Annotated in this window: 20 protein-coding genes, 1 other RNA gene and 2 pseudogenes; 14 read left to right on the plus strand and 9 right to left on the minus strand. The window is 55.1% G+C overall.

All coding sequences use genetic code 11. From position 1 onward, the window contains the following. The first annotated feature begins 39 nt into the window (after positions 1-39). The 4 genes from QOM08_RS24285 to QOM08_RS24300 all read left to right on the plus strand — a co-directional run bounded on the left by QOM08_RS24285 (position 40) and on the right by QOM08_RS24300 (position 4,828). Complete coding sequence (locus QOM08_RS24285; protein WP_188251004.1) at positions 40-327, plus strand: hypothetical protein; 288 nt, start codon at positions 40-42, stop codon at positions 325-327. A 96-nt stretch (positions 328-423) separates the two neighbouring features. Beyond that, positions 424-817, plus strand: a transfer-messenger RNA (tmRNA) gene (gene ssrA / locus QOM08_RS24290). Positions 818-1,004: 187 nt separating this feature from the next. Beyond that, a complete protein-coding gene (locus tag QOM08_RS24295; RefSeq protein WP_316912236.1) occupies positions 1,005-2,261 on the plus strand; it encodes an integrase domain-containing protein in 1,257 nt (418 codons plus the stop codon). 458 nt (positions 2,262-2,719) lie between these two features. Further along, on the plus strand, positions 2,720-4,828 hold the full coding sequence (locus QOM08_RS24300) for a hypothetical protein (protein WP_316912237.1): 2,109 nt from the start codon (positions 2,720-2,722) through the stop codon (positions 4,826-4,828). 412 nt (positions 4,829-5,240) lie between these two features. On the opposite strand, the gene QOM08_RS24305 is transcribed toward QOM08_RS24300, so the two are convergent. Then, positions 5,241-5,654 (minus strand): hypothetical protein, encoded by a 414-nt coding sequence (locus tag QOM08_RS24305; protein WP_074877480.1) that lies wholly within the window; start codon positions 5,652-5,654, stop codon positions 5,241-5,243. A 982-nt stretch (positions 5,655-6,636) separates the two neighbouring features. Between QOM08_RS24305 and QOM08_RS24310 the strand changes: the two genes are divergently transcribed. The 9 genes from QOM08_RS24310 (at position 6,637) to QOM08_RS24350 (ending at position 14,749) form a co-directional block, all read left to right on the plus strand. Continuing rightward, a complete protein-coding gene (locus QOM08_RS24310; RefSeq protein WP_316912238.1) occupies positions 6,637-8,037 on the plus strand; it encodes a YfjI family protein in 1,401 nt (466 codons plus the stop codon). Further along, a complete protein-coding gene (locus QOM08_RS24315) occupies positions 8,021-8,380 on the plus strand; it encodes a hypothetical protein (RefSeq protein WP_316912239.1) in 360 nt (119 codons plus the stop codon). Before QOM08_RS24310 ends, QOM08_RS24315 begins: the two co-directional genes overlap by 17 nt. Further along, a complete protein-coding gene (locus tag QOM08_RS24320; protein WP_316913252.1) occupies positions 8,358-9,338 on the plus strand; it encodes an integrase domain-containing protein in 981 nt (326 codons plus the stop codon). The genes QOM08_RS24315 and QOM08_RS24320 overlap by 23 nt, the downstream gene beginning before the upstream one ends. Further along, positions 9,335-9,631, plus strand: coding sequence for a hypothetical protein (locus QOM08_RS24325; protein WP_316912240.1), 297 nt, complete (start codon positions 9,335-9,337; stop codon positions 9,629-9,631). Before QOM08_RS24320 ends, QOM08_RS24325 begins: the two co-directional genes overlap by 4 nt. A 314-nt stretch (positions 9,632-9,945) precedes the next feature. Then, positions 9,946-10,209, plus strand: a complete 264-nt coding sequence (locus QOM08_RS24330; protein WP_262139341.1) for a type II toxin-antitoxin system HigB family toxin — start codon at positions 9,946-9,948, stop codon at positions 10,207-10,209. After that, positions 10,206-11,417, plus strand: coding sequence for an ImmA/IrrE family metallo-endopeptidase (locus QOM08_RS24335; protein ID WP_316912241.1), 1,212 nt, complete (start codon positions 10,206-10,208; stop codon positions 11,415-11,417). The genes QOM08_RS24330 and QOM08_RS24335 overlap by 4 nt, the downstream gene beginning before the upstream one ends. 10 nt (positions 11,418-11,427) lie before the next feature. Then, positions 11,428-12,558, plus strand: coding sequence for a beta family protein (locus tag QOM08_RS24340; protein WP_316912242.1), 1,131 nt, complete (start codon positions 11,428-11,430; stop codon positions 12,556-12,558). Positions 12,559-12,859: 301 nt separating this feature from the next. Next, positions 12,860-13,396 carry a hypothetical protein gene (locus tag QOM08_RS24345; RefSeq protein ID WP_316912243.1) on the plus strand — a complete coding sequence of 179 codons (537 nt, stop codon included), beginning with the start codon at positions 12,860-12,862 and terminating at the stop codon, positions 13,394-13,396. Positions 13,397-13,405: 9 nt separating this feature from the next. Then, complete coding sequence (locus QOM08_RS24350) at positions 13,406-14,749, plus strand: nucleotide-binding domain-containing protein (protein WP_316912244.1); 1,344 nt, start codon at positions 13,406-13,408, stop codon at positions 14,747-14,749. 530 nt (positions 14,750-15,279) lie between these two features. Here QOM08_RS24350 and QOM08_RS24355 read toward each other — a convergent pair. Then, complete coding sequence (locus tag QOM08_RS24355; protein WP_316912245.1) at positions 15,280-15,402, minus strand: hypothetical protein; 123 nt, start codon at positions 15,400-15,402, stop codon at positions 15,280-15,282. A gap of 85 nt (positions 15,403-15,487) precedes the next feature. On the opposite strand from QOM08_RS24355, the pseudogene QOM08_RS24360 reads away from it, so the two are divergent. Next, a pseudogene (locus QOM08_RS24360) lies at positions 15,488-15,589 on the plus strand (organic hydroperoxide resistance protein); the annotation flags it as partial. A gap of 191 nt (positions 15,590-15,780) precedes the next feature. Here QOM08_RS24360 and QOM08_RS24365 read toward each other — a convergent pair. The 7 genes and pseudogenes from QOM08_RS24365 to QOM08_RS24395 all read right to left on the minus strand — a co-directional run bounded on the left by QOM08_RS24365 (position 15,781) and on the right by QOM08_RS24395 (position 24,640). Next, a complete protein-coding gene (locus tag QOM08_RS24365) occupies positions 15,781-16,395 on the minus strand; it encodes a helix-turn-helix transcriptional regulator (protein WP_139049101.1) in 615 nt (204 codons plus the stop codon). Between the two features lie 108 nt (positions 16,396-16,503). Next, entirely contained in the window at positions 16,504-17,115 is a 612-nt protein-coding gene (locus QOM08_RS24370; RefSeq protein WP_218277736.1) for a response regulator transcription factor, read from the minus strand. A gap of 23 nt (positions 17,116-17,138) precedes the next feature. After that, complete coding sequence (locus QOM08_RS24375; RefSeq protein ID WP_316912246.1) at positions 17,139-20,312, minus strand: two-component regulator propeller domain-containing protein; 3,174 nt, start codon at positions 20,310-20,312, stop codon at positions 17,139-17,141. Next, on the minus strand, positions 20,278-21,060 hold the full coding sequence (locus QOM08_RS24380; protein WP_316912247.1) for an alpha/beta hydrolase: 783 nt from the start codon (positions 21,058-21,060) through the stop codon (positions 20,278-20,280). Before QOM08_RS24380 ends, QOM08_RS24375 begins: the two co-directional genes overlap by 35 nt. Before the next feature lie 11 nt (positions 21,061-21,071). Continuing rightward, positions 21,072-21,176: pseudogene (locus QOM08_RS24385) on the minus strand (LysR family transcriptional regulator); the annotation flags it as partial. 24 nt (positions 21,177-21,200) lie between these two features. Then, positions 21,201-22,799, minus strand: coding sequence for an MFS transporter (locus QOM08_RS24390; RefSeq protein ID WP_316912248.1), 1,599 nt, complete (start codon positions 22,797-22,799; stop codon positions 21,201-21,203). A gap of 2 nt (positions 22,800-22,801) precedes the next feature. Continuing rightward, complete coding sequence (locus tag QOM08_RS24395; protein ID WP_047230233.1) at positions 22,802-24,640, minus strand: amidohydrolase; 1,839 nt, start codon at positions 24,638-24,640, stop codon at positions 22,802-22,804. Positions 24,641-24,897 lie beyond the last annotated feature (257 nt).

A 24,897-nucleotide genomic window follows, 5' to 3' on the forward strand; every position in this document is an offset into this window, starting at 1 on the left:
ATCCGCCAGCACCGAGACCATACGTTCAAGGAGATCCACATGAAGCACACCGCATTTGCTGGCTTGTTCATTTCCGCGGCACTGTTGGCCTCTCCGGTGTTTGCAGCGGACACGAACCTCTGTGATACCCAGCTAAAAAAAATTGAAACCAATATGACCACCGCTCAACAAATGAGCGAAGACTTGAAGACCGAGGTTAACTCCAAAGTGACCGAAGCCGAGGCCGAGCAGGCCAAAGGCACCGAGAAAGGCATCGAAAACTGCATCTCGCTGACCACCCAGGCCCTGCAAAAACTGGAGAACAACAACAAGGGCGATCAGCAGTAACCTCGCGTCAGGCCAACCTTCGGGTTGGCCTCAGCCGCGTATTGGCGTACACTGCACAGGCTTGTCGCTCCAGCTGATTCACGGAGCTACAGGCTCGGGGCCGTTTAGGATTCGACGCCGGTTGCGAAACTTTAGGTGCATGCCGAGTTGGTAACAGAACTCGTAAATCCACTGTTGCAACTTCCTATAGTTGCCAATGACGAAACCTACGGGGAATACGCTCTCGCTGCGTAAGCAGCCTTAGCCCTTCCCTTCTGGTACCTTCGGGTCCAGCAATCACCAGGGGATGTCCGTAAACCCAAAGTGATTGTCATATAGAACGGAATCGCCGTGCAGTACGTTGTGGACGAATCGGCTAAAACTTACACAACTCGCCCAAAGCACCCTGCCCGTCGGGTCGCTGAGGGTTAACTTAATAGACACGGCTAAGCATGTAGTACCGACAGCGGAGTACTGGCGGACGGGGGTTCAAATCCCCCCGGCTCCACCACTTCATCATCTAAAGACGTCCACGGACGTCTTTTTTTGTGCCTGAAATCCAGTGAAATCAAGGGTTTCAGCGCTACTGGGCTCCTCAAAGGTTTTTTGAGTTCCAGCCGTTTGGGTATTCCAAATGGTATTCCAAGCTCTCCGGTGCTATTTTTTGGAATACCAAAACGGTGTCAGAGGTAGGTCTCATGCCTGCTCCAGCCCTCCGCCTCTCTGACCGCCAGCTCAAGGCAGTCAAGGCAAAAGACAAGGATTACGTCCTCAGCGATGGTGACGGCCTTCAGCTCCGGGTCAGGAGCAATGGCTCGATGCTGTGGAACTTCAATTACCGCGAGCCGGTAACAAAAAACCGTATCAATATGGGGCTGGGTACGTACCCAGAGCTCTCGCTAGCGAACGCCAGGAAGAAAGTGGTGGAAGCACGCGAGCTGCTTGCACAAGGCATTGATCCCAAAGTGCAACGCAATGCACAGGACGAAGCCAAACGAGCGGAGACGGAACACACGTTTGAAAACGTGGCCACCGCCTGGTTCGAGCTGAAGAAGGACTCCGTCACGCCGGCGTACGCCGAAGACATTTGGCGATCGCTCACGCTGCATGTATTTCCAGACCTGAAAACAACGCCGCTCTCGAAAATTACCGCACCGATTGTCATCGAACTGCTTCGCCCAATCGAGGCCAAAGGCAGCCTCGAGACAGTGAAGCGATTGAGCCAACGGCTCAACGAGATCATGACCTACGGGGTGAACTCCGGGTTGATTTTCGCTAACCCCCTCAGTGGCATTCGGGCGGTATTCAAGAAACCCAAAAAACAGAACATGGCCGCGCTACGACCCGATGAGCTTTCCGAGCTCATGATCGAAATCGCGAACGCCAGCATCAAGCGGATCACCCGCTGCCTGATCGAATGGCAACTGCACACCATGACCCGTCCTGCCGAAGCGGCTACCACCCGCTGGGCAGATATCGACTTCGACAAACGCATCTGGACCATCCCGCCGGAGCGCATGAAAAAGCGTCGTCCGCACACCATCCCGCTGACCGAACAGGCACTCGCGTTACTGGAGACGCTAAAGCCCCACAGCGGCCATAGGGAATACGTGTTCCCGGCAGATAGAAACCCTAGCACCCACGCCAACAGCCAGACCGCCAACATGGCGTTGAAACGCATGGGCTTCCAGGACCGCTTGGTCAGCCACGGCATGCGCTCCATGGCCAGCACCATCCTGAACGAGCATGGGTGGGATCCGGAGCTGATCGAAGTCGCGCTGGCGCATGTCGACAAGGACGAAGTCCGAAGCGCTTACAACCGAGCTGACTACATCGAGCGCCGGCGTCCGATGATGGCTTGGTGGAGTGAGCACATCCAGAAAGCGGCCACTGGCAACCTGTCGGCATCTGCGATCAATCAAACCAGGGACCACAACGTCGTGCCGATACGGTGAGCGCTCACCGGACGCCGCCGGTAACCGAAAATGACGCCTCAGATGGAGTGATGGTTGATTTGGCGACAGCGGCGACACCGGCGACAACCCGTGTAATACCTGGCCTGCAGCATGGCGACAGAAGTGGCGACTGTCACCATTGCAAGCCTTGCTCTTCGGGCCTTTTCGACTAAGTCCATTCGGGCGGGAAGGCTCTGCATTCCCACTCGTATGGGCTCTGCATAATTGCATCTCACTTGACCACCTAATTGCATTGCCACAGACCAGTCATTTGCATTCGCGCTGACCAGCCGGTTGCAGTTGATGGGGGTCAGCGGGTGCCACTCGGCGCAAGTGCGTCAGCCAAGCACTGAAGGACTGCAACCGACCCAAAGCGGCCCTACGCACTGCGTGCGGTCTGTGGGTAGAATCCCTCCTTCCAACCAGCACGCGCCAGCCGCAGGAAAAGGGAGAACGCCATGAGCGTGAAGATTAGCTTCGACAATGAATTGGCAGTTGCCAGCATCCCGCTGGCCGATTGGGCTCCGCCGCTGGTCGAACACCTAGGACGCTACTTTGACGTCCGCGAGGGCACACTTCGGTTGGACTACGCCCACCTGTCTGCCGAGAACACCAGCGTTAGGGCCAGATGGCTATGGCAATCGCTAACCGATCGTGGGGGCTTTGCGTTCGAATTCGAGTGCGCTGCACGGCAGGGGCCCATGGAGCTGACCCTCGCAATCCTCGGGCACGGATCCACCGGGATCAAGGGTTCATCGTCCATCCTGGACGAGAATGCTTATGGGTCTGCCGAGGAGGCCTTCAGGAAGGACGTGCTTCAAGTCGACTCCCGGGCCTTGCGCGAAACCATCATGGCGGCGATCGCGCCCCGTGAGATATGGGTGAGTTGGCTTCTTGATGCCCATTCATCTGACCGGTCTCGCTTTTTGGACGACCGGGAGATCATGAAGGCGCTGGTGGCCAGTACATCGAAGGATGATTGCATTGATGGCATTCAACTAGTCGCCCCTGGTTACGGTCAGAGTAACTGGGCCTTCGAGCAGATGGTCGAGCAGCATTGGCAGTATGTACGCGACTACCTGGAGACCCATGTCGGCATGCCCCCGGGTAACGTGCCTGATCTCGTCTTCTTGCTGTTTGCCAGTTCGCCGACGGTGCAGGCGTCCCGGTGGGCCTGCGAGCAGGTTCTTGATCGAGTCGATCCGACGGTCTTTCCTCGGCTGATCCAACATTGCCGCTCGATCGTGGCGGACGATGTGCGCAGCCTGTTCCTGCGCTGGCATATGCTTCCGAAGATAAAGAAGAAAGACGATTTCAAAGAATGCGTTGCCATAGCCTTCTCGACGCTTGCTACGTTGTTGGCGGACACCATGCCCTCGGACCTCGCGCTTGCCGCGGCCTGGCACGAGTTCGTGGAGCCAGCGCGGTCCGGCCAGCAAAGCGTTGCTGCAAGCCTCAGAGAATTGCCATCCGGGGCGGGGGACCGAGAGGCGCTGTGGAATCAACTAGGCCCTGCCGCCCGCGAGGCATGGCGGCAGGATCTATTCGACCAGGTGAGGTGGGAGCCGGAGCTGGCCCAGGGTCTCCTCGATTTCGCCTGCCTTTGGCTCGAGCAGACAGCGTTCGCCGAAGTCGAGCCGGTACTTCTGCGATTGATGGATGACGAGGATCTCCTAGCTTTTGCGACCCGGCTCGCCAGCACTGGTCCAAGACAGGTGCAGCTGAGGGCCAAGGGGCTGGTGCGGTCCAGGCAGGGTGCACTGGACCTAGAGGGGCCGGTAGGCCTGGGCGAGGATGCCACTGCGCTGCCCAGCGTCGGCGCCCAAACCTGGCTGGGCGACCCGTCCGTGGAGCGCGTCATCCATAGGGCGCTCAGCGAGATCGAGGAAAAGTTTTGCCGCGAGTATCCGGAGATCTGGGGAGAGGACGAGGAGGCCCATACGGCACGCCTCCTGACCCTGACGCAGGAGGCAGTTGGCAACGCGAGCCGCCAGTTAAGCCAGCTCTCGGCCACGACGCGGGCTACTTATCCTAGCCTTTCGGTGAAGGTGCGACAGCCCAGCAAGCGAGAGGAAGGGGCCAGAACACCTGCCGGGGCTCCTCTGGGGGCGGATGTGCTTTTCCTGACGCGTATCGTGGACAAGGGCAAAACGGTGATCGAGCGGGCCACCCTTGTGCAGGTGAAAAAGCGCAGCGGCACTGGGTCGGGGAGAGCCTTCAGTTCGACGATAGGCATCGACCTGCGGCAATGCGAGGATATGCTCACGCAGACAGAGCACGCCTACTACCTGTTTGCGACGCCGGCCTCGGCGCGCCCGACGCTCTGGGTTGCCCCGGCCCGGCTCGTCAGGAACTTGACCCAGTTGCACACGAGCAAAGCCTCGGTCGTGGCGATTCAGGTGCGGGACGCTAGCTGCTCCTATGCGGATTTCTTCCTGCACGACTTAGTCGGCCTGTGGGCTGGCGACGAACATGAGGGCGTTGTCGCCGTCGCCAACGGCAATCCCCGGCTTGGGCGAACGCCTCGCCACATCGTCGACATCGAGGTTCGCCGCCAATCGGATTGATGGTCCCGACAGTGGGCCGTGCTACCAGTACACTCCGCCCCGACTTCCACTGGCGCTAAGGGGCTGCGGGTCGCGGTGTTGGAAATATCCATTTGTCACAATGTCCGTGTCGAAGCCGATCGGAGGTAAGCGCTCTGTACTGAGCGCCTGCTGAAGGAAGAGCATCTCCAAGCCCAGCCCACGCGACCGAGTGGCCGGCTTCGGTTGTACTGTGGTCATACGAACCGCTGCTTGTCGAACGTCTTGTGATGCGCGTAGCGGACGCTCGGACTGTCGGTGAGGAATGACTCAGTTCAGCCTCCTCCGGGCATTCAAACATGCAAAGTGATCTTCCGCTTTGGGTCGAGTACCGCCGGTGGCGATAGGCTGCAGACGACCCAAAGCAGACGTCGAACACCAAATTTTATGCCGTTTAAAAATCGATTTTGCACCGTGCTTCAACGGCCTGTATTCGTAATGTCAGACCAGACTCGAAGCACATAACAAGGTGGTGATCTGGTTGGATGTTATCCGTCAGGTAAAAGGCTCGTGTCTCTGCGTTGGACTCCACGGCTCCGATCGAATGAATAACACTATCGTCGCCATCAATTGGGTAATCATCCCGCCCACTTGATGAAAAGTAATCGACCTCATGGAAGCTGATAGTAATCTTGCGTGCTTCTTCGGTCGGCACCCAAGCTTCAGTCCGTCGAGTAAAGATAAGTACTGCCGACCTATCCACGATGTCGTAATTAATGGTGCTGGCTTGGTAGAAGTTATGAAGGTCAAACGCACGGTGTTGAATCTCAACCTCAATATGCCCGAATTCGAAACCATGAAATTGCATGGGTAAGCCCTAATGATCTACCGGTAGACGTGTATCGTACTGCATCGTCGCAATGACTGCTTTTGGCCGTTCTCCGCCGGTCGTCACTACGGCGTGTGCTGGTCAGGTCGAATGCAATTCGACTGGTCAGTGACAATGCAAATGGTCAAGTCCATGCAATTACGCGGGCTCACATTAAAAACTGACGAACGACCACCCGACTATGGAAAACCACCGGCCTCCAAGGTCTTCCAGCGCTACCGATTGGCGCAACAGTCGCCCCCAAAATACTGTTGACCACGAGCAGAACGAGCGCTAAACCAGAACTGTACAAGCGCTGTCCTCGACAGCCCCCAGGTAGCCAGAACCTTTGAGGCTACGCCACACCGTGGTGGTTCTCCCCAAGTGCGATTAGCGTCCGGCGGCTCGCACGGTCACAGCGATGTGATGGATGCCTACTTCTCATATTTGCCCACTGCGGCAACTCAGGCCTTCTCCGGGCTGCTCTGCAGCAACTTATCCGCTTGGCCATTTCTTGCGCCAACCTGTTGCCCGTCTCTTTGCCTGCTAAAGAGACGGGCGCATCTCACACTGCTGCAGCCCTGCTCGCATGGGGCTTTGCGGCTTTCCCCCTCGTGACAATCGGCGTGACAAACACCGAATGCTCACTCGCCACAGCGATGCCGATGATGGTGCCGCAGCCCAAGGAATGGACTGCCCCTGACTGACAGTCAGGCATGCCCCGGTCATCGCCTCACTGCCCTCACCTGACTCAGGATCCGCGTCACCGGTCTCGTCAGCCAGTGCAGCCTCCACCCGCCCACTTCTTCGGAAGTGTTCAGGAGGCCAGATCATGAGATGCCCAAGCTCCCGGCCGTAAGGAGCCGTCAGTCCCGCGTTAGTGGACAAACCTCACAGGTCGCAGGGGCCTTGATCCCTGATAACACTCAACAACCGTGGCGGGATGAGTGAGGGCGAAGTCGATAATCTCAGGAGAATAGCGATGCAACTGTGCGAAGCGTTCGAGCCACCACAACCATTGCTGGAATACCAGCAGGCGCCGCTGCCCTACCCAGTCGAAGCACTCGGAGAACTGTTGGGCCTTGCGGTCGAACGACTGGCCGAGGTGATTGGCGTACCCTGCGCCATGGCGGCCCAATCGGTGCTGGCAAGCGCTGCCCTGGTGAGCCAAGGTCTTGCCAATGTCCAACTCGACGGCCGAACCTATCCGCTGTCCCTCTACCTACTGACGGTGGCGTCCTCAGGTGATCGCAAAAGCGCGGTGGACCATCTAGCCCTGAAAGCGGCACGCGACTGGGAACGACAGCAGTGGACCCTGTATACGGAAAAGCTCAAAGCCTATCGCGCCGCCAGCAACATCATGGCCAAACCCAAAACCTCAAAGAAACACACGGAGGCGGAAGGCGGTGAGCTATCCGAACCGGTACCGCCGAGATTGATCATTGCCGAGCCCACCATTGAGGCCCTGGTCAAAAGCCTGTGCCAGGGTTTGCCCAGCATGGGTTTATTCAATGATGAAGGTGGCCAGTTCTTGGGCAGCAGCACCATGAGCAAAGAGAATCTGCTCAAGGCGATCACCACCTTATCAACATTGTGGGATGGCAGCCCGATCGACCGGGCCCGCTCCATGGCCGGAGAAAGCCTGCGTGCCTATGACCGCCGCCTCAGCCTGCATCTGATGCTGCAGCCCTACCTGGCCAACCAGCTGTTCAAAGACCCGGTGATCAATGGCCAAGGCATCCTCGGCCGTTGCCTGATCAGTTGGCCCGAGCGCCTGGCCGGCCAGCGACTCTACAAGGCAATCGACCTGACCAGAGATGCCAAAGTCCAGCGCTACCAACAGCGGATCACCGCCCTGCTGCAACAGCCCTGGTCGCTTCACAAGGATGGTTCACTCAATCCCACCACACTGGAGCTGACTTCCCGTGCCCGTCGTGCCTGGATTGATATTCACGACACCATCGAATGTCAGTCTGGCGAGTTCGGCGAGCTGGCCGGCGTCCAACCTGTCGCGGGCAAGGCGGCGGCGAATGTACTGCGTATCGCGGGCGTGCTGGCCATGGTTGAAGAGGCCAGTCAGTTGGATGAAGCACACATCCAGCGCGCCTCCACGTTGATGGATTATTACCTGGCCGAGATCCAGCGCTTGACCGAACAGGAGCCGGTCAATAGCCGACGCGAAGAGGCGGATCGGCTGCTGCGCTGGCTGGTGCAGAAAGGCTGGACTCACTTCACCATTCGCGACGTCAATCGCAACGGCCCTCGTTTTGCCCGCAAGAGCGCTGACCATACCGCCTCTTTATTGGTCGTGCTGATCACCCATCGCTGGCTGAGCAGCCGCGACGGAAAAACTTTCGAGGTCCACCATGTTCCGCCTCAATGACGCGGTGCGCCGCTACCAAGCGCAACATCAACCGCCGCAAGAATCGCGACGTGTCGCCGCTTCTGTCGCCACCCTGTCGCCACGCCCCAGGCCAGAAACGACGCGGGTTGTCGCCACTGTCGCCGCTGTCGCCACACCCCCCATGGAGCCTGCCTACATCGTTCTGCTGATTGAGCAACTGCGTGAGGAAGGGGCACTGCTGCAGCACCACGAGAACGCTCTCCTGATCCGCCCGACACACTGGCAGCAGGTGGACAGGCTCAGCCCTCACTGGAAAGCCCTGCTGCTCTTTCTGCAAACAAACGAAAATGGTGATGACGATGGCCTTGGTCAGTCGGCGTGATGGTCGCAACTTTGGCTACGGTCGTCAGCTGAGCTACGCCGGCCCACAAGCGCTCAACGATCTGTTTGCCGGCGGCCACTTCGCCACGGTCAAAGCGCATAGCGATCGCTGGCAAGCGTTCGTGCGTTGGTGTCGGTCAGAGGACGGCCCCGGTTACAACGATGCGCGCCAAATCGATCGACGGACGCTGCAAGACTACGCCGCTTACCTGCGCCAGCAGATCCAGCAAGGTGAACTCTGCATCGCTACCGCTCAGAACCGCCTGAGCAGCGTTAACCGCACCCTCGCCGCGCTGCGCGGTGATCAGGACGTGAGGATCGCCAGCCCGAGCCAGGCGTTGGGACAGAAGCGTTCGACCGTACGCACCCGCGCGCCAGATGGCCAAGACCATCAACAGGTGCGGCGAGTGATTGAGGCGCTTGGCGAACAGCAACACGAGCGGGTGGCAGCGATTGTCCTTTTGGCCCGAACAACCGGTATGCGCCTGCGCGAAGCGATCCTGGCTGACCTGCCACGCTTGCACCGCGAAGCCGAACACTTAGGCCGCATCAACATTCAGGACGGCACCAAAGGCGGTCGCTCAGGGGCTTCAGCGCCGCGATGGGTTGTGGCCAATGCAGCGGTGAAGGCGGCATTGCAGTTGGCCCATCATGCATCGCCGCCCCGTAGCCGCAACTTGCTGGCCCGCGACGAAAGCTACGCCGCGTTCCTGCAACAGACCGTAATCCCCGCCCGCGACACGCTGCATGAACACGGGCTGAAGGGTTTCCATGAGCTGCGAGCGGCCTACGCCTGCGAACGTTACGAGCAGCTCACGGGCCACGCCGCACCGGTCAATGGTGGTCACTGCTATCGCTTTGACCGCGACCTTGATCAACAGGCGCGGCAACAGATCAGTCACGAGCTCGGGCATAACCGGATCGATGTGATGTCGGCCTATATTGGAGGACGAGCGTGAGCAAACCGTTCGATATGGCGCTGTTCCTGAGCGGCGTACTGAGCGGCTCGAAGGTCACTCAGCAACGCCACCTGCGCCAAGGCCGAGCCATGCAAGCGGCCATTCAACAGCGATGGCAACGCGATAATCCCTGGACCTGGCGACTCAAGCATGTACGTTGGTTTCTCACTCAGCATCTGCAAGACCATTCCGGCGCCACCCGGTATTACTATCGGCTCACCGCCCTATTGATCTGGAAACGATTAGGGAATGACCGAGAAATGCTGATCGGTCGCTCGACTAGTCATAGGTAGGCAGCCCTCCAGTCTCACTTGTCCGCGTTCATTTATCTCAGCGTGGCGGATAAACCTGCTCGAAAAACACCGCCGCGATGACAAAAAACGACCCGAACCGGTTAGTCGTGACAGGCCAAAAACGGCCAATAACAGACCTTCGAGATCGACTGGTACTGGCCAATGAGTCATGGTATCTGGTCACTTTTGGCCATACTCAGATCGAATGGCAAGCCTTGAGAGGGTAACGTGATGTTCACGATTTGGGAACATTCTCTTGACCTGCGCGAGACGACGGCGTAATTTGTTCCCAAATTGGGAACAAAGCGACGATCATGAGATTGCTTGGAAGAGAGAAATTGCCCCCTCTCCAGGGGGAAAGCGAGCATATCCGCAAATGGATTTGTGTATGGGTTAGCGAAATCGGCCATGCAAGATGGAAAGTCCCAGCCGAGTTGCTCGAACAATATCCGAATGCTCTTGCTATTGCCGAAGATACCTTTCTCTTCTCTATCTGTGAATCCAACACACTCTTAGAACTGAAGGTCGCTTTTGCCCAAGGGATTGCAATCATCACTGCAATAGTGAAAAAACTATGAATACGTTGAGCCCAAAAATTATCAAAACAGAGGAACAATACCTCGAATACTTTAACGAAGTGCACTCGCTGATAATTTCTTCTCCGAAGCTAGGCACGGAAGAAAGTGATAGGCTCGAACTGCTTTCAATGCTAATTGAGGACTACGAGAAGCAAAAGTATCCGGTAGAGGCTCCAGATCCAATTGATGCAATTCTTTTTCGGATGACCGAAAAAGGTTTAAAGCAGACTGACCTGGTTCCCTATTTTGGTACTAGAAGTAGAGTGTCGGAAGTTTTGGCGAGAAAGCGACCTCTTACAGTTCCGATGATAAGGGCTCTAGCTGTAGGTCTTGGCATTTCGGCTGATACATTGGTGGGACTTGATGAAGTCGGCAGTAGCCAAAATAAAGCAAATGTGGACTGGACCAAATTTCCGGTAAAGGAAATGGTAGCTAGAGGCTGGATTGATAGCATTACTAGCAAAGCTAAAAAGACCGTTGAGGAAATCGTTCAGGGTTTTATTAGCGATATGGGGTTGCAAGAGAGCGGAGCTTCCTTTCGTCGCACGCTTTCCGGCGACTCGCCAACGCCTACGACGACTTATGCGCTGTATGCATGGCTTGCCCGAGTGATACAAAGAACTCGGGAAATTAAAAGCCAGCTGCCAGAGTTTGATAAAACTAAGATTGGTGACGCGCTAATTAAGGAAATCGTTCAGCTCAGTCGGTTTGAGGAAGGCCCTCGAATGGCAATAGAGCTACTCAAAAATCATGGCATAGCGGTAATTATTGAGCCGCAGTTAAAAGGTACTATGCTTGATGGTGCCGCACTTAAAGAGGTGGACGGAACCCCTATAATTGCACTCACTCTGAGGTACGACAGGGTTGATAATTTCTGGTTCACCTTGGTCCATGAACTGGTTCATGTTTGGAAACATATCGACGATGCCAATGAAGCTATTCTTGATGACTTAGAACATGCCAGTACAGATAAAAGAGAATCTGAGGCTAATAGGATCGCACGTGATGCATTCATTCCCAGATCCATATGGAAACGTACTGATGCATATCTGAAACCCAGTAGAGAGACGATTGTTGAGCTAGCGAAAGAATTGAAAATACACCCGGCAATTGTGGCCGGACGCCTTAGAAAAGAAGCGGGTAACTACAACCAGTTTACAGATCTAATTGGCCAGGGAATGGTTAGGGCTCAACTCGAAAATCTTTGAGGTATCAAACATGAATAATCAGTACTATCCGATCGTTCGAGCTAAAGCCGGAGAGATGGAAGCTCTGACATTATTGAACAAGCTAGATAAAGCATCGCTTGCACGCTGTACTCCTATATTCGAGATCACTAAGCTTGAGGGAAAGTCCCTTGAGGCCGCTAGAAATAGAAGCACTACTCCTTTTGAGGACTATCTTGACGCCCGTGCGCACAATATAGCTGAGATTTTTAGAAGAAAGCATGTAATTTTAGACGTTTCGCAATGGCCCATAGGATTTTGCACTGAAGGCGGCGAGCAGGTTCTGAGTTACATCTGTAATAGCTTAAAGGAGCTAGGGGTTATAGTTTGCCCGGTAATCGGCTATGACAGATGGGAGGCTGTAGAGTATCGAGAAACGATAAAATCTATGGTTCTATCTGACAGCGCCTTCTTCTGCATCAGATTGGATAGTTTAGCTATTGAGGACCTCGGCGATCCAGATCACCTAGATGAAATTTTAGAAGACATGGTTCTGAGTGCAGGACTCAGTGAAGCCAAAACACCAGTACTGATTGATATAGGAGACGTAACCAAGCTACCAATACAGGATGTGATGGAGATCGTAGAAACCGCATACGGGCACATGAAAGGGCTAGGCTTTGACTGCATTATAATGAGTGCAAGCTCGATACCAGATTCTATTGAGAAGGCTGTAAAAGAGCGCGACTCAAGCGGTTTAGTTCAAAGGAAAGAAATGATCGTCTGGAAGGGCTTTTTATCAGCCAATCCGACAGCGTCACTTTATTTCAGTGACTATGGTGTGAGAAATCCCCGGTCTTCGGATACTATCGCCACACATATGAATGTTAAGATTAGATATACAGTAAATAATGCGTTCTTTGTTGTGCGTGGCCACTCCGTTCAAGGAGAGGATGGCTTTGCACAAAGCCAGAAGCTCTCAAAATTTATTGTGGATTCTATTCATTACAGGGAGTCTAGTTTCAGCTGGGGAGACGCTATGATTAAGCAATGCAGTTTAGGGAAGTTAGTAGGCAACCCTACTAACTGGATAGCTTATGATACTAACCATCACGTTAAGTCTGTGGTTGGTGAGATATATGAATTCACTGCGCAACTAGCGGCGGTTGCTGCACGCGCATAAGAACGAACGGGATGTCGCCGCTGCTCAATGAGCTGTGCGCCTAATGGCCTAGTTATGCATCAATTAACAATCTCCTCTCAGAGGGGGAAAGGAAGAAATCGCAACGTAAAAATAAAGATACCTAATGGCAAAAGGCCGTCAAAACATAGGATAATGGCGATGGCGAGTGAACGGCTCGGGCGGAGTACTTGTGAATCTTCACAAGTTTAAAAAAAGCATCATGGCGTGAATGGACGTGTCTTCCTCAAGCCAGAAATTAAATTTGGCTCGGGTTTAAGTTTACACACTTAAGGAATGATGTATGGATAAAATTGATAGTTTATTGAGAGTGATTGAGAGGTATGATCATTATATTGAGATAGCAAACAACAAGGCTAACTATTTGCTGGCATTTGTTATATCGCTGAGTGTGGCTATTGCCGCGCTACTTGGTTACTCTGACATATTGAAATTTGCTATTGACACCCCATTCGTGAACATACTGAAATCTTTAGCTATTTTGATGTATATAGCAAACTTGTTCTTCGTGATGCAAATCCTACTTGGCGTACATAGGATAATTTTCCCAAACACAAGCAGCCCCTCAACCCCAACCAAGTCAATTATTTTTTTTGGTGACGTTGCGTCGCTCAGTCATATCGAATATGCGGATTCGGTGAAGAGAATGACGTGTGAGGGATTCCAAGACGATCTCTCATTTCAGGCGAATGCCTTGGCGAAGATTGTTGGCGAAAAATTTAATAATCAGAAGCGCGTTATGGAAATAACATCTCGGCAATATATCTTTTCGGCGCTGATTATTTCTATTCTGTGTGGGATTGTTAGTGCTCTTTCCTAGGAGGGTATCATGATTTCCAGCTTTTTGAACGAAAGTGGCTTTGATGAAATATTCAACAAAGCCAATAGCAAAAAAATATTCAAGTCCGTAACAGAATCCTTGGAAAGTCATCAGATAACTGGCACAGCACGTGCCGCTGAAGATAGTGCGCTGGCACTAGGGCCGCAGCGTGAATATGTTATCCAACAGTACCTGAGGGCACAATTTGATAAGCCTGGGATAAATAGCGGTGGGATTGCTCAGCACCCAGATTTTGCCTCGCTTGCAATAGATAATACGACTATAAATCAATACGTATCGACCCTGTTCATAGATATAAAGGGCTCAACAAGACTTTCCCTTATATATGATTTAGATTTTATATACAAATTCAAAAATGCTGTGCTTCAGACCTGCATTGAAATCGTTAGATCTTTTGATGGGTATGTGCATCGACTGATGGGCGACGCGCTTATGGCGTTTTTTGGTTCTAAATCAATGGATAAAGAGCAGGCAGCAATAGATTCAATAAATTGCTCGCTAATGTGCAAGTTAACGCTGGAAAAAGCAATAAAGCCCTGGCTCGAGCGTCATAAGGGCTTTGACGCTTCTACATTCGGGTTTCGTATTGGATGCAACTTTGGGGACGATCACGAAGTACTTTGGGGAAATTATGGATTTGGTTACCTAGGGGAGGTGTCCCCTACTGGGCTTCCTGTAGATTTAGCGGCGAAACTCCAAGGCCTCGCAAGTAAAAATGAAATAATGATCGGCCAGGGCATTATTGATTTCATTCGCTGGCCTGAGGAATACTCGGCTTTCAAAACAGAGAGTCGCGCAGGCGTGGATGTACCTGTTAAATTTGTCACTCCAAACTATGTGAAAAAAGACGGAAGCGACCTTAACTACTCGATGAGACTTTTAGGTTACGAGAGTTGTCTTGAGTACCTTCCAATAAGTTCGGAAGTAAAGTCGACTTTAAAAGGCAGCAAGCATATTGAAAACAGCTCTATTAAGTTCACTTGTCACGTCGTAAATTCTGATGGCGAGCGAACCAACTATGTTTCAGGGACAAGGTTCTTAGAGAAAAATTTAGATCTTGTTTTTGTCGTTGAAGCTATTACAGCAAGTAGATTAAGATTCCCTCTAACTGCAACCTTCAAAAAGAAAAATCACGGCCCCGAAGTACCTCTTGATGAACGTAAAGAGGATGTTCAGACGAAGTCAATTAAGAAAGCAAAAGACAATCCGTACTCTAGTTGCACTATTGATGAGGGAACCTCATATAGAGGGCTTCATACAATGGGTTGTGAGGTACGAGATGTTGATGGCGTTATAGTTTATCGCAACAAGATAGCAGTTCTCATAAAGTGACCTTTGTGGTGCAATTCCCTTGGTAGGTTCATTAAAATAGCTACGCCAGAATAGCGTCGAATATTCTGAGGCAAACTAAAGACGGGGCAAGTGAAGAGGACGTATCTATTAACTGATCTAATGCGAAAAATAAACCCTGAATCGCCCCCTAGTTGCGTAGACACCCAATTTAATGTCTACCTTGGCAGAAATCTGGCTCTCCGCTGCCGTTTTAAAGTCCTCGCTTCTACGTCAAATCTGCAAACGTTCGGCTGGTCAGCAGGCCTTGATTTTGCGTAGGAGCGTGATTTTCGCGCCGTTGTTGATTACTGCATCCGAACGAAAGTGTTTTCACACAGCCTCGGCCGATTTCTGCCTGTCGCCACCGGCAGCTATGGACAGCTCACTGCCAATCATGGTTACGAAGCGTGCTGGTCAGATCGAATGCAAATGGGTGGTCAAGTGGAGTGTCGTATTCCAATTGGTATTCCAACTAAAAATAAAATTCGATATTAATGTTATAAATCAACATCTTACTGAACGGATTCAAATTACCCCGGCTCCACCACTTCATCATCTAAAGACGTCCACGGACGTCTTTTTTTGTGCCTGAAATCCAGTAAATACGGGGCTTTCAGCGCCATCGAGCTCCACAGCGCTTCACGCAGATCCATTTTGAAATGTATTCCAAGGCGTATTCCATTTGTGGTGCTGGTGATCTTTTTCGTGGTGTCCTTCAGCTTTTTTGAAAGCCGGCGTATGTCGATTCAAACCATTGCTTAGCGTGCCTATGCAGAAGCCACCGGCGGCCGTGACGGCCGTACCATCTCCTCCGACGGCGTACTCGTCGTCACCCTGACGCTGCTCGACTAGCCGTGCAGCTTTGATGCGATACAAGCAACGTACTCGCCCTGATGGCATACGATTTCCAACTCACAGTCATCCGCCTGCCGCAGCGAAGGCCTCTAGGCTCATTGTTTCGAACTCCGCAATTTGGATGAGCGCTGGCGGCTAGCCCTTGCGCTTCGATATCCGAAGGCGATAGCCCTGCGCTATGCGTTGCACGCTGAGGCCCTGACAATGGCCAGTGCTCTGGGGGTGGAACTGGTCTGTTCCTCGTATAACCCGGCATCGCACAAACGTCGCCAAGCCTGAGGTGTAACCCCGATCTGGCGGCGGAAGGTACGGATGAAATGGGATTGGTCACAGAATCCGTGGCTGTGGGCGATGTCGGTCAGCGAGGAATCGGTCGTGAGCATGATCTGACGCGCAGACTCGATGCGACGACGTGCGACGTAGACCAGCGGCGTTACACCAAAGGTATTTTTGAAAGCATGCGAGAAGTAACTGACACTCAGGCTGAGAACAGCAGCCAACTGATTTGTGCGTATTGATGAGTCGAGGTTAGCGTCAATGTGGTCAACCACCCGTTTAGTTTGCCAATTGGATAGGCAGCCATGGCGGCTTTTTAACTGACTATCGCTCTTTTGCAACATGACCAGGGCGCGGGTCAGGCATAGGCAGGCTGAGTCACGGTCAATGCTCAGGTGCGCTTGAGCATCTCTAAGCAATTGCATGACGCCGTCATAAGCCTCGTCGGAAATACAGCGCTGAGTCTGGCTGTCTACTGCAGTTGCCGGGGTAACGGCATGCAAGGTGGCACGCATGGTGGTGCTCCACTGTGGATCTTTATGTCCATGGCGCCATGCTACGCCGTGCACTGATCGCACATAAGACAACAATGGGGGGCGCGCGCCCCCCTCAAAAGTGGGGTATTACACAGTGATGATGCCGCGCTGAATGCCGAGAGTGACCGCATGGGTGCGATTGCTGGCACCCAACTTGTCCATGATATTTCTTAAATGCCCCTTGATGGTGTCTTCCGTGATCATGAGTTCCGCGGCGATTTGCTTGTTGGGTTTACCCATTGCCACACATTGCAGAACTTGGATTTCACGAGCGGTCAGGCAGTCGTGGCTTAGGTGATCAGCCAGTTCAACAGCTATCTCTGCCGGGAAATGGTTGTTGCCTGCAGCAATAGAGCGGATGGCATCCAGCAACTCCTTGCGTAGACTACTTTTCAATAAGTAGCCGATAGCTCCCGCCTTGATTGCATGTAAGGCCCGTACATCACCCCGATAGGTGGTCAGAATGGCAATGCGTGCGCAAGGAAACTCGGCGCGAATGGCATGAATCGCCTCGATGCCATCCATCTCGGGCATTTGTAGATCCATCAGGGTGACGTCCGGGCGCAGCGAGCGAAATAGCTGAAGCGCTTCGTGCCCATTGGTCGCCTCGCCGACCAGCGCTATGTCTGATTGGGCTTCAAGGACGGCCGCTATGCCCTCGCGCAGCAGAGGGTGGTCATCGACGACCAGCACGCGTATCTGTTCATTCTCTGGGTGCACACTCAGGGCCTCAATTGGGTCAATACACGTAGCCACTGGCTAAGTCGTCGCGGGATACGTCGATAGGCCGTTGCCGCGGGTACAGTCAGTTGAATTTCAGTGCCACTGTGGGCTCCTCTTTGAATAGACAGCCGTCCGCCGATTTTTTCGGCCCGCTCCAGCATGCCGTGTAAGCCCCAGTGATTGGGGCGGATATTGGGCGGCAGATACTGTGGGTTGATGCCGCTACCATTATCGCCAACGCTCAGCTGAAATGCGTGTTTGGTGTAGACGATCTGGATTTCCACGTTCTGCGCATTGGCATGTCGAAAAGCGTTCATGATCGCTTCACAGCCTATCCGGTAGCTTTCTTCACCGACTATAGGGTGCAGCGGCAGTGGCATGCCGTGGCTGCTCAGGGTAAAGCGCGTACTGCCTTCTAGCTGCAGCTCACTCGTGACAGCGGCAAATGCATCGATCAGGTTCAGAGCAGGCTCGTTCAGATCACGCAGATTATTCACCCGCTCTCGTGCCTCCACCAAAACCTGATCCGCGCGGTCTAGCGCTCTCTCCATTCTGCCTCGAGCCGGATGAGTACTGGGGATTTGCTCAGTCGCGGCTTGGAAACTCAACATAAGGCCCTGCACACCCTGAAGTAGGGTGTCATGCAGTTCACGGGCGATTCGCTCGCGCTCGGCGTGTCGCTCCTCAAGGCGGTCCCGCAGATTCTGGGCTGAACGGCGAATATTGAAGCGATGCAGCATCCACAAAACGCTTACCACTGCTAGACCGCTCAATACTATAAACAGTGGGGTGTGGTAGAAGACTGGCCGAATACTGAAGCTCAGCACGGCCTCTTCGGTGCTCAGTAGCCCATCCTGATTGGAGGCTAATACGCGGAACCTATAATCTCCGGGGCCGAGCCCCGTATAGATGGCGCTACGTTTTGAACCCGCCTGCTGCCAGTCTGTGTCGAACCCCTCCAACAAATAGCGAAAGTGCAAGCCTTGCATGCCTGAGAGGCTGAGCGCTGTGTAAGAGATTTCGATGCTTCTTGGCTCTGCTCCCAGCCGTGACAACTCACTGGGTGGGGGTTCCTTACCATCGACATTGAATGATTGGATAACTACCTTGGGGGCGGCTTTACCCTGCACGTAGCGAGTTGGATCGATCCAGGTCACGCCCTTACTGGTGCTAAACCATAGACGTCCATCCGTACTACGCACTGCAGTGGGTAATGGGAGTACTTGGTGGGGGTCGTTGGCCAGGCCACCAATCACCTCATAGCTGCGGTAACCTATCTGGTATAGCGGGTCAGCGATGGCGCGCTTTAATTCACGAGCGGTCAACTGATAGACCCCGGCTTTGCCGTGGAGCCAGAGATCATAGCTACCGTCACCTTCAGGTTCTCTGGGAGGTACGGCTAGAATCGCGTAGATATTGTCGAACAGTCCATTGTCAGGTAGGTGAAGGCTGTGGAAGCGCTCACCATCGAAGAAGGCCACTCCACGCTGGCCACCAACCCAGGTGAGATGGCCCTGATGTAGCATCGCGGTGACATGACCAACCTTTAAGCCTTCGTCCGCCCCCCAGTGTAGTTGTACCTTGCCGTCGTGAGTCACAATCAGGTTATTGCGGTAGCCGAACCAGAGCCTGCCAAGAGGATCAGTGGTAGCGCTGACAGGCATTAACTGGCTTGGATCAGCATTAGGCGGGGCAACGATTGACCAACGTCCGTCTCGAAGAACGAACAACCCTTTGCGGTTGATCGAAACCCACAGGTCGCCCGCCTGATCGAGAGTCATCGCGCGTACGGCTGAGTCAAGCGCATCCTGAGTTGGCAATGAGGCAACTCGCTCGATTTTGTCTCCTTGCGCACGCCAGATACCATGGCTGCCAGCCATCCAGATATCACCGTTAGCATCACCGAAGGCATTACTAATCGGTGCCGGTATATCCAGAGTGGTCAACCCAGTACTACTCAGGCGCATTGCCGGTAGGTTGCTGGTACCTGCCCAGACACTGCCTGCCGCACCGGCAACCAATGCGAAATTCTGGGCGTTGTGTGGAAATGCGGCCGAGACCATCGCACTTGGCCGAAAACGGTCTAGCCCGGCGCTAGTGCCCACCCAAATATTGCCGTCGACATCTTCGAGTATTGGGAGAACGTTATCTGCACTCAAGCCATCCTTGGCCATAAACGCCTCTTGGTGATTGAGGGCGTCAGTTATCGATAGCGCGTTGAGGCTGGCAGAGGCTGGCACATAGCGAACGCCCTTACCGCTGGTACCCACCCATATCGCCCCGGCGCTGTCGAATAACAAACCATTAGCACCGTCGATTACGGTCACCTGGGTCGCCGCATCGCCTTCGCTTGGCACGATTCGGCGCAGCGAACCGCCATACCGTTCGGCCATCCAGATGGCCCCATCTGGAGCCTGAGCCATTTGACTCACCCAACCCACCGCAATGCCTGCATCGACAAACGCTCGGGCACCCGACGGCAGGTAGAACAGGCGATCTTCATTGGCTGCCCATAGCGTTCCATCGCGGTCGAGGAGTACCGCGCGGGCATGTCGTCCCGGAAAGTTCCAGTCGGTACCGATACGTTGCCAGGCGTTACCGTCAAACCGTGCCAAACCATCATTTGCGGCGATCCAGACTGCGCCACTGTGATCCTTGGCGATGCTATAGACCACTCCGCCAGGCAACCCAGCGCTGACTGGGTAAGTGGTTATGCCCGTGTCGGTGATCAGGCTTATGCCCCCAGTACGGAGACCGGCCCACAAGCCCTCATCCTCCGCCTTGAGTACGGAAATGATGCCAAGCGGGTTACCGTCTGGCGGGGTATAGCGCGCGAAGTCCAGACCATCAAAGCGATAGAGCGAATCGTTGGTTCCGAGCCAGAGATAACCGTCTCGGGTCTGGGCCAAAGCCCCTACCTGGCTAGGTCCCTCATCAGCGACGGTCCAACGGTGGTGCTCCAGCGTGTCCAGTAAGTAGTCGGAGGCCGTTGCCGTCGTACTGAACCATGGCAGGCAAACCAACAGCATATGGATTGCCAACGCCGTGCATGTGCGCCAGCGATTTCCTGGGGTGAGCAACTGCTGTTTGGTTGGGTAAGATCCCAATACGCTAATCACCGCGCGAACCTGAAAAAAATCAAAAACGACCCAGCTGAGTTTGCGCCCATTCAATTGTGTAGTCAGCTACTTGCTCCCAACCTGGTTCGGTGATGAGCCAATGGCTGTACCCGGCAAAGCACTTGAGCGAGGTGCTGGCCGCAGAGCGGTTGTAGTGCCGATAGTTCGAGGTCACCACGCATGGCCGTACGCTGTGATCGTTCTCGGCGGCGATCAACAGCAGCGGTGCTCTGCGGTCATTGGCAAAATCGACATAGGTGCCAATACCGAAAGCCGCTTCAAAGAAAATCCGCCCCGGTGCTGGCACGATATGGTTTGCATATAGCAGCGAAATATCCTGGATCGCCATAGCCTGGGAAAATTGTTGGGTAAATTCTGGTAGCGGAAAATACATGACTCGCTTCCAACTGCCCCAAGCCATGCGCATGGGTATCGCCCTGGAGAGAACGCTCAAGCGCGGTATTACCCCGCGAGGGGGTATCGCTGCAATCGCAATGCCGGCACAGCCAAGACCACGATCCAACAGCATCTGAACGAGCAGACCGCCCAGCGAGTGGCCAATCAGCAAGGGCGGCTGAGGCATGCGCCGAATCAGCGCTGCATAGTGCTCAATAATTTGTCTGATCCCAAGCCGTGGGAAATCGGTATGTGGCGCGCTGCGCAGCCTCTCTGGCGGCCCCTCCGATAAGGGCCAAGGTGGCGCAATACAGGTGTAGCCGCATGCCCGATAGCGACTGGAGAAATTATCCCAGGCGGCGGCAGACAGCCATTCGCCATGTATGAATAGCACGGTTGTATTCATCCCTGATCCCATAAGAAGCGTTTTTCCGAGGCGCGAGTGAGATTGCGCTCGTGCATCAACGCCTCAATAAGAATCAGCAGATTGAGACCCACCTTGCGCATGTCATTGCAGTTCATGCGTTGACTCCTTTGTGAATGCGCTCAGGTGTGGGACTTAGTGGGGGCCAGGTAGTGATGAATGCGTATGGCGACCCCAACCGCTTGGAACTGGCGAGCCGCAGCCTCGATGCGTTGTTCGGCACGGGTTACCCGGCCGTGGTGGCGCAGATGTTCAAGCCAGGACTCATCAAAGAAAAACTCCAGCCAACGTTGCGAATGCTCACTGTCCTGGACCAGCCCCCAGGAAAAGGCACCATTGCGCATTCGCATGCTGCGTACATCCTGCATGGCAAGGCGAAACTGTTCTGCCTGCGACGGGTCGACTTGATACTCAAGGGTGATCATCACTGGACCGCGTTCCTGGTCCTGGTCATCGGCAAGGATCGGTGCAGGCCAGTGCAGGGACGGGGCCAGGTCTTCGGTCTCGGTGACCGGCAAATGGAAGTGCAGGGTCAGTACGATGCCCACCAGCAGAACCCCGCCTGCGATCAGCAGGGTGAGGCTGATCGACAGGTGGCTGGCGACGAAGCCCCACAGCGCGCCGCCGGCCGCCATGCTGCCGAAGAACACCAGGATGTATACCGACAGTGCCCGCGCCCGCACCCAGTTGGGTACGGAAGTCTGTGCTGCCATTTGCAGGCTCGACAACACGGCGATCCAGGCCGCGCCACTGATCATCATCACCGGTATCAGCCAGTACAGGTTGCGCACCCCGGCCAGCGCGCAAAGCACCAGGGCGTAGAGCAGGCTGGAGCCGGCCACCAGGTGATCGGGGTTCACCGCATCACGGATGCGCGGCAGTAAAGTAGCGCCGAGCACTGCACCGACGCCGACACTGCCGAGCAGCAGACCGAAATCGCTGGCGCTGCCGTTCAGTTCAGCGCGTACGATCAGCGGCAGCAGCGACATGCCAGCACTGGCACCGACGAAGAACGCCGCCGACCGCACCAGCACCGCTTGCAACGGCTGGGAGCTGCGGCTGTAGCGCCAGCCTGCGCGCATGGCACCGAGCAGCCGTTCCGCCGGGAACAACGCAGGTGTCTGCTCGCGTTTCCAGGTATACAGCACCGCCATCACCGCGAGGAACGATACGGCGTTCAGCGCGAAGGTGGCCCAGGGGCCGGTGAGGCTGACCAGTACCCCGGCAATCGCCGGTCCGATGGCCCGGGCGACGTTGATGCCAAGGCTGGACAGGGCGATGGCCGAACCGAGGTCGCGCTTGTCGACCAGTTCGGGCGTCAAAGCTGACCAGGCCGGCATCATCAGTGCAGTCCCCACGCCCATGCTCAGGGTCAGGAGGAGCAGCAGCGCGACGGTCATCATGCCGTTTAGCGTGAGCAGAGCCAGGAGCATCGCCACCGCGGCCATCCACACTTGCACCATAAGCAGGTAGCGACGCTTGTCGACGATGTCGGCCATGGCTCCCGCTGGAAGAGCAAGAAAGAACATCGGCGCGGAGCCTGCAACCTGCACCAAGGCAACGTGCATGGGGCTGGCTGAAAGCGTCGTCATCAACCAGCCGGCCCCTACTTCGTGCATCCAAGTGCCGATGTTGGAGGCAATGCTGGCCAGCCATAGCCAGCGGAAAGTGCTATGGCGTAGCGCGCTCCAGGGGGAGCGCTTTTCGATAGTCGTGTCCATGTTCAGAAAGCGAAGCAGGAGCAGCCGAAGGCACCCCAGAAACCTTGGTAGTTACTGACGGGTACGGATGACCGACGCACCTTGTCATGGCTATGCGCATGCACCGCGCAAGGGCCTGAGCATTGATGCACCTGAGTCAGCAGCGGTGAAGCGGGACGCCAGTGGCCAGGGACCTTGGCAACCGGTGACCAGTCCGGCATGACCGGCAGGCTCGGCGGCGACAGCTGGTCGAATTCCGCGGCGCCGTAGACCACTTTGCCGTCGACGACGGTCAGCACCGACTCGATCCACTTGATCGCCTCTTCCTCGACACTGAAGAAGTCCGCCGACAGGGCCGTGAGGTCAGCCAGTTGCCCGACCTTGATCTGGCCCTTCTTGCCTTGCTCTGACGAAAACCAGGCACTGCCATGGGTAAAGAGCTGCAGGGCGGTGTCACGCGAAAGGCCGTTGGGGTACAGCTCCAGCCCTCCAACGGTTCGGCCGCTGACCAGCCAATAAAGCGAGGTCCAGGGGTTGTAGCTGGAGACACGAGTTGCATCAGTCCCGGCACCAACTGGTACGCCTTCAGCCAGCATGCGTTGAATGGGCGGGGTCTGTTCGGCGGCCTTGCTGCCGTAGCGGTCGACGAAATACTCGCCTTGGAAGGCCATGCGGTCCTGGATGGCAATGCCACCGCCAAGGGCGCGTACCCGCTCGATGTTCTTCGGACTGATGGTTTCAGCATGATCGAAGAACCATGGCAGGCCATTGAACGGAATGTCGCGATTGACCCGCTCGAACACATCGAGCATTCGCGAAATGGATTCGTCGTAGGTCGCGTGCAGCCGGAACGGCCAGCGCTGCTCGACCAAGTGACGGACCACCGGTTCCAGGTCCTGCTCCATAGTCGGCGCAAGGTCTGGCCGAGGTTCGAGGAAGTCTTCGAAGTCTGCGGCAGAGAACACCAGCATTTCACCGGCACCGTTGTGCCGGAAGAAGTTATCGCCATCGCCAGGCTTGACCATGGCGCTCCAGTTCTTGAAGTCGGTCAGCTCTTCCTTGGGTTTCTGGGTGAACAGGTTGTAGGCGATGCGCACGCTCAACTGGTTGTGCTTGGCCAGCTCGCGGACCACTTCATAGTCGTCCGGATAGTTCTGAAAACCACCACCAGCATCGATGGCACTGGTCACGCCAAGGCGGTTGAGTTCGCGCATAAACTGGCGTGTCGAGTTGACCTGGTATTCCAGCGGCAGCTTTGGCCCCTTGGCCAGGGTCGAATAGAGAATCATCGCGTTGGGTTTGGCTACCAGCATGCCGGTAGGTTCGCCATTGCTGTCGCGGACAATTTCTCCGCCCGGCGGATTAGGCGTGTCGCGGGTATAGCCGACAACGCGCAGTGCCGCCCGATTCAGGAGGGCGCGGTCATAAAGGTGCAGAACGAATACCGGCGTATCTGGTGCGGCCTTGTTCAATTCGTCCAGGGTAGGCAGGCGACGCTCGGCGAACTGGAATTCATTCCAGCCGCCCACGACCCGAACCCACTGCGGAGCAGGCGTGCGATCAGCCTGATCCTTGAGCATCCGCAACGCGTCAGCGAGAGATGGAACACCCTCCCAGCGCAGTTCCAGGTTGTAATTCAGGCCACCACGGATCAGGTGCAGGTGCGAGTCATTGAGACCTGGGATCACCGTACGCTTTTGCAAGTCGACAACCTGGGTCGCATCACCGCGGACCGCCATGGCCTCTGCGTCGCTGCCTACGGCGATGAACTTTCCGTCCTTAATGGCCACAGCTGTTGCTTGCGGCTTTTCACGATCCACGGTGTGCAGACGGCCGTTGTAAAGAATCAGATCGGCTTCCATGGAACCTCCCGCAGGGTTGGCGAAAGAGCTGCCGGCGGAGCCGGCAAAAGGCAGGGCAGACCAGAGTGCTCCCGCGGCTCCGAGAACGGAGCTGGTAGCGAGAAACCGGCGACGGCCTTTGTCTGACAGATCTTCACTCATGATCATTCCTCGTGGCGTTGTGGGTTGAGCCAGGCGCCTGGCGATCACTCGAATCCAGCCAGCTCCGTTACGGCGGGTAGACCCGAACTGATTTGAAGTCGGGTCGACCTATAGTG

Source organism: Pseudomonas sp. P105 (assembly GCF_032614175.1).
GTDB lineage: Bacteria > Pseudomonadota > Gammaproteobacteria > Pseudomonadales > Pseudomonadaceae > Aquipseudomonas > Aquipseudomonas rhizophila.

Coding starts and splice junctions, on each gene's coding strand:
- QOM08_RS24285 (WP_188251004.1), top strand. CDS start 40: ATGAAGCACACCGCATTTGCTGGCTTGTTCATTTCCGCGGCACTGTTG.
- QOM08_RS24295 (WP_316912236.1), top strand. CDS start 1,005: ATGCCTGCTCCAGCCCTCCGCCTCTCTGACCGCCAGCTCAAGGCAGTC.
- QOM08_RS24300 (WP_316912237.1), top strand. CDS start 2,720: ATGAGCGTGAAGATTAGCTTCGACAATGAATTGGCAGTTGCCAGCATC.
- QOM08_RS24305 (WP_074877480.1), bottom strand. CDS start 5,654: ATGCAATTTCATGGTTTCGAATTCGGGCATATTGAGGTTGAGATTCAA.
- QOM08_RS24310 (WP_316912238.1), top strand. CDS start 6,637: ATGCAACTGTGCGAAGCGTTCGAGCCACCACAACCATTGCTGGAATAC.
- QOM08_RS24315 (WP_316912239.1), top strand. CDS start 8,021: ATGTTCCGCCTCAATGACGCGGTGCGCCGCTACCAAGCGCAACATCAA.
- QOM08_RS24320 (WP_316913252.1), top strand. CDS start 8,358: ATGGCCTTGGTCAGTCGGCGTGATGGTCGCAACTTTGGCTACGGTCGT.
- QOM08_RS24330 (WP_262139341.1), top strand. CDS start 9,946: ATGAGATTGCTTGGAAGAGAGAAATTGCCCCCTCTCCAGGGGGAAAGC.
- QOM08_RS24335 (WP_316912241.1), top strand. CDS start 10,206: ATGAATACGTTGAGCCCAAAAATTATCAAAACAGAGGAACAATACCTC.
- QOM08_RS24340 (WP_316912242.1), top strand. CDS start 11,428: ATGAATAATCAGTACTATCCGATCGTTCGAGCTAAAGCCGGAGAGATG.
- QOM08_RS24345 (WP_316912243.1), top strand. CDS start 12,860: ATGGATAAAATTGATAGTTTATTGAGAGTGATTGAGAGGTATGATCAT.
- QOM08_RS24350 (WP_316912244.1), top strand. CDS start 13,406: ATGATTTCCAGCTTTTTGAACGAAAGTGGCTTTGATGAAATATTCAAC.
- QOM08_RS24355 (WP_316912245.1), bottom strand. CDS start 15,402: ATGGATCTGCGTGAAGCGCTGTGGAGCTCGATGGCGCTGAAAGCCCCG.
- QOM08_RS24365 (WP_139049101.1), bottom strand. CDS start 16,395: ATGCGTGCCACCTTGCATGCCGTTACCCCGGCAACTGCAGTAGACAGC.
- QOM08_RS24380 (WP_316912247.1), bottom strand. CDS start 21,060: ATGAATACAACCGTGCTATTCATACATGGCGAATGGCTGTCTGCCGCC.
- QOM08_RS24390 (WP_316912248.1), bottom strand. CDS start 22,799: ATGGACACGACTATCGAAAAGCGCTCCCCCTGGAGCGCGCTACGCCAT.
- QOM08_RS24395 (WP_047230233.1), bottom strand. CDS start 24,640: ATGGAAGCCGATCTGATTCTTTACAACGGCCGTCTGCACACCGTGGAT.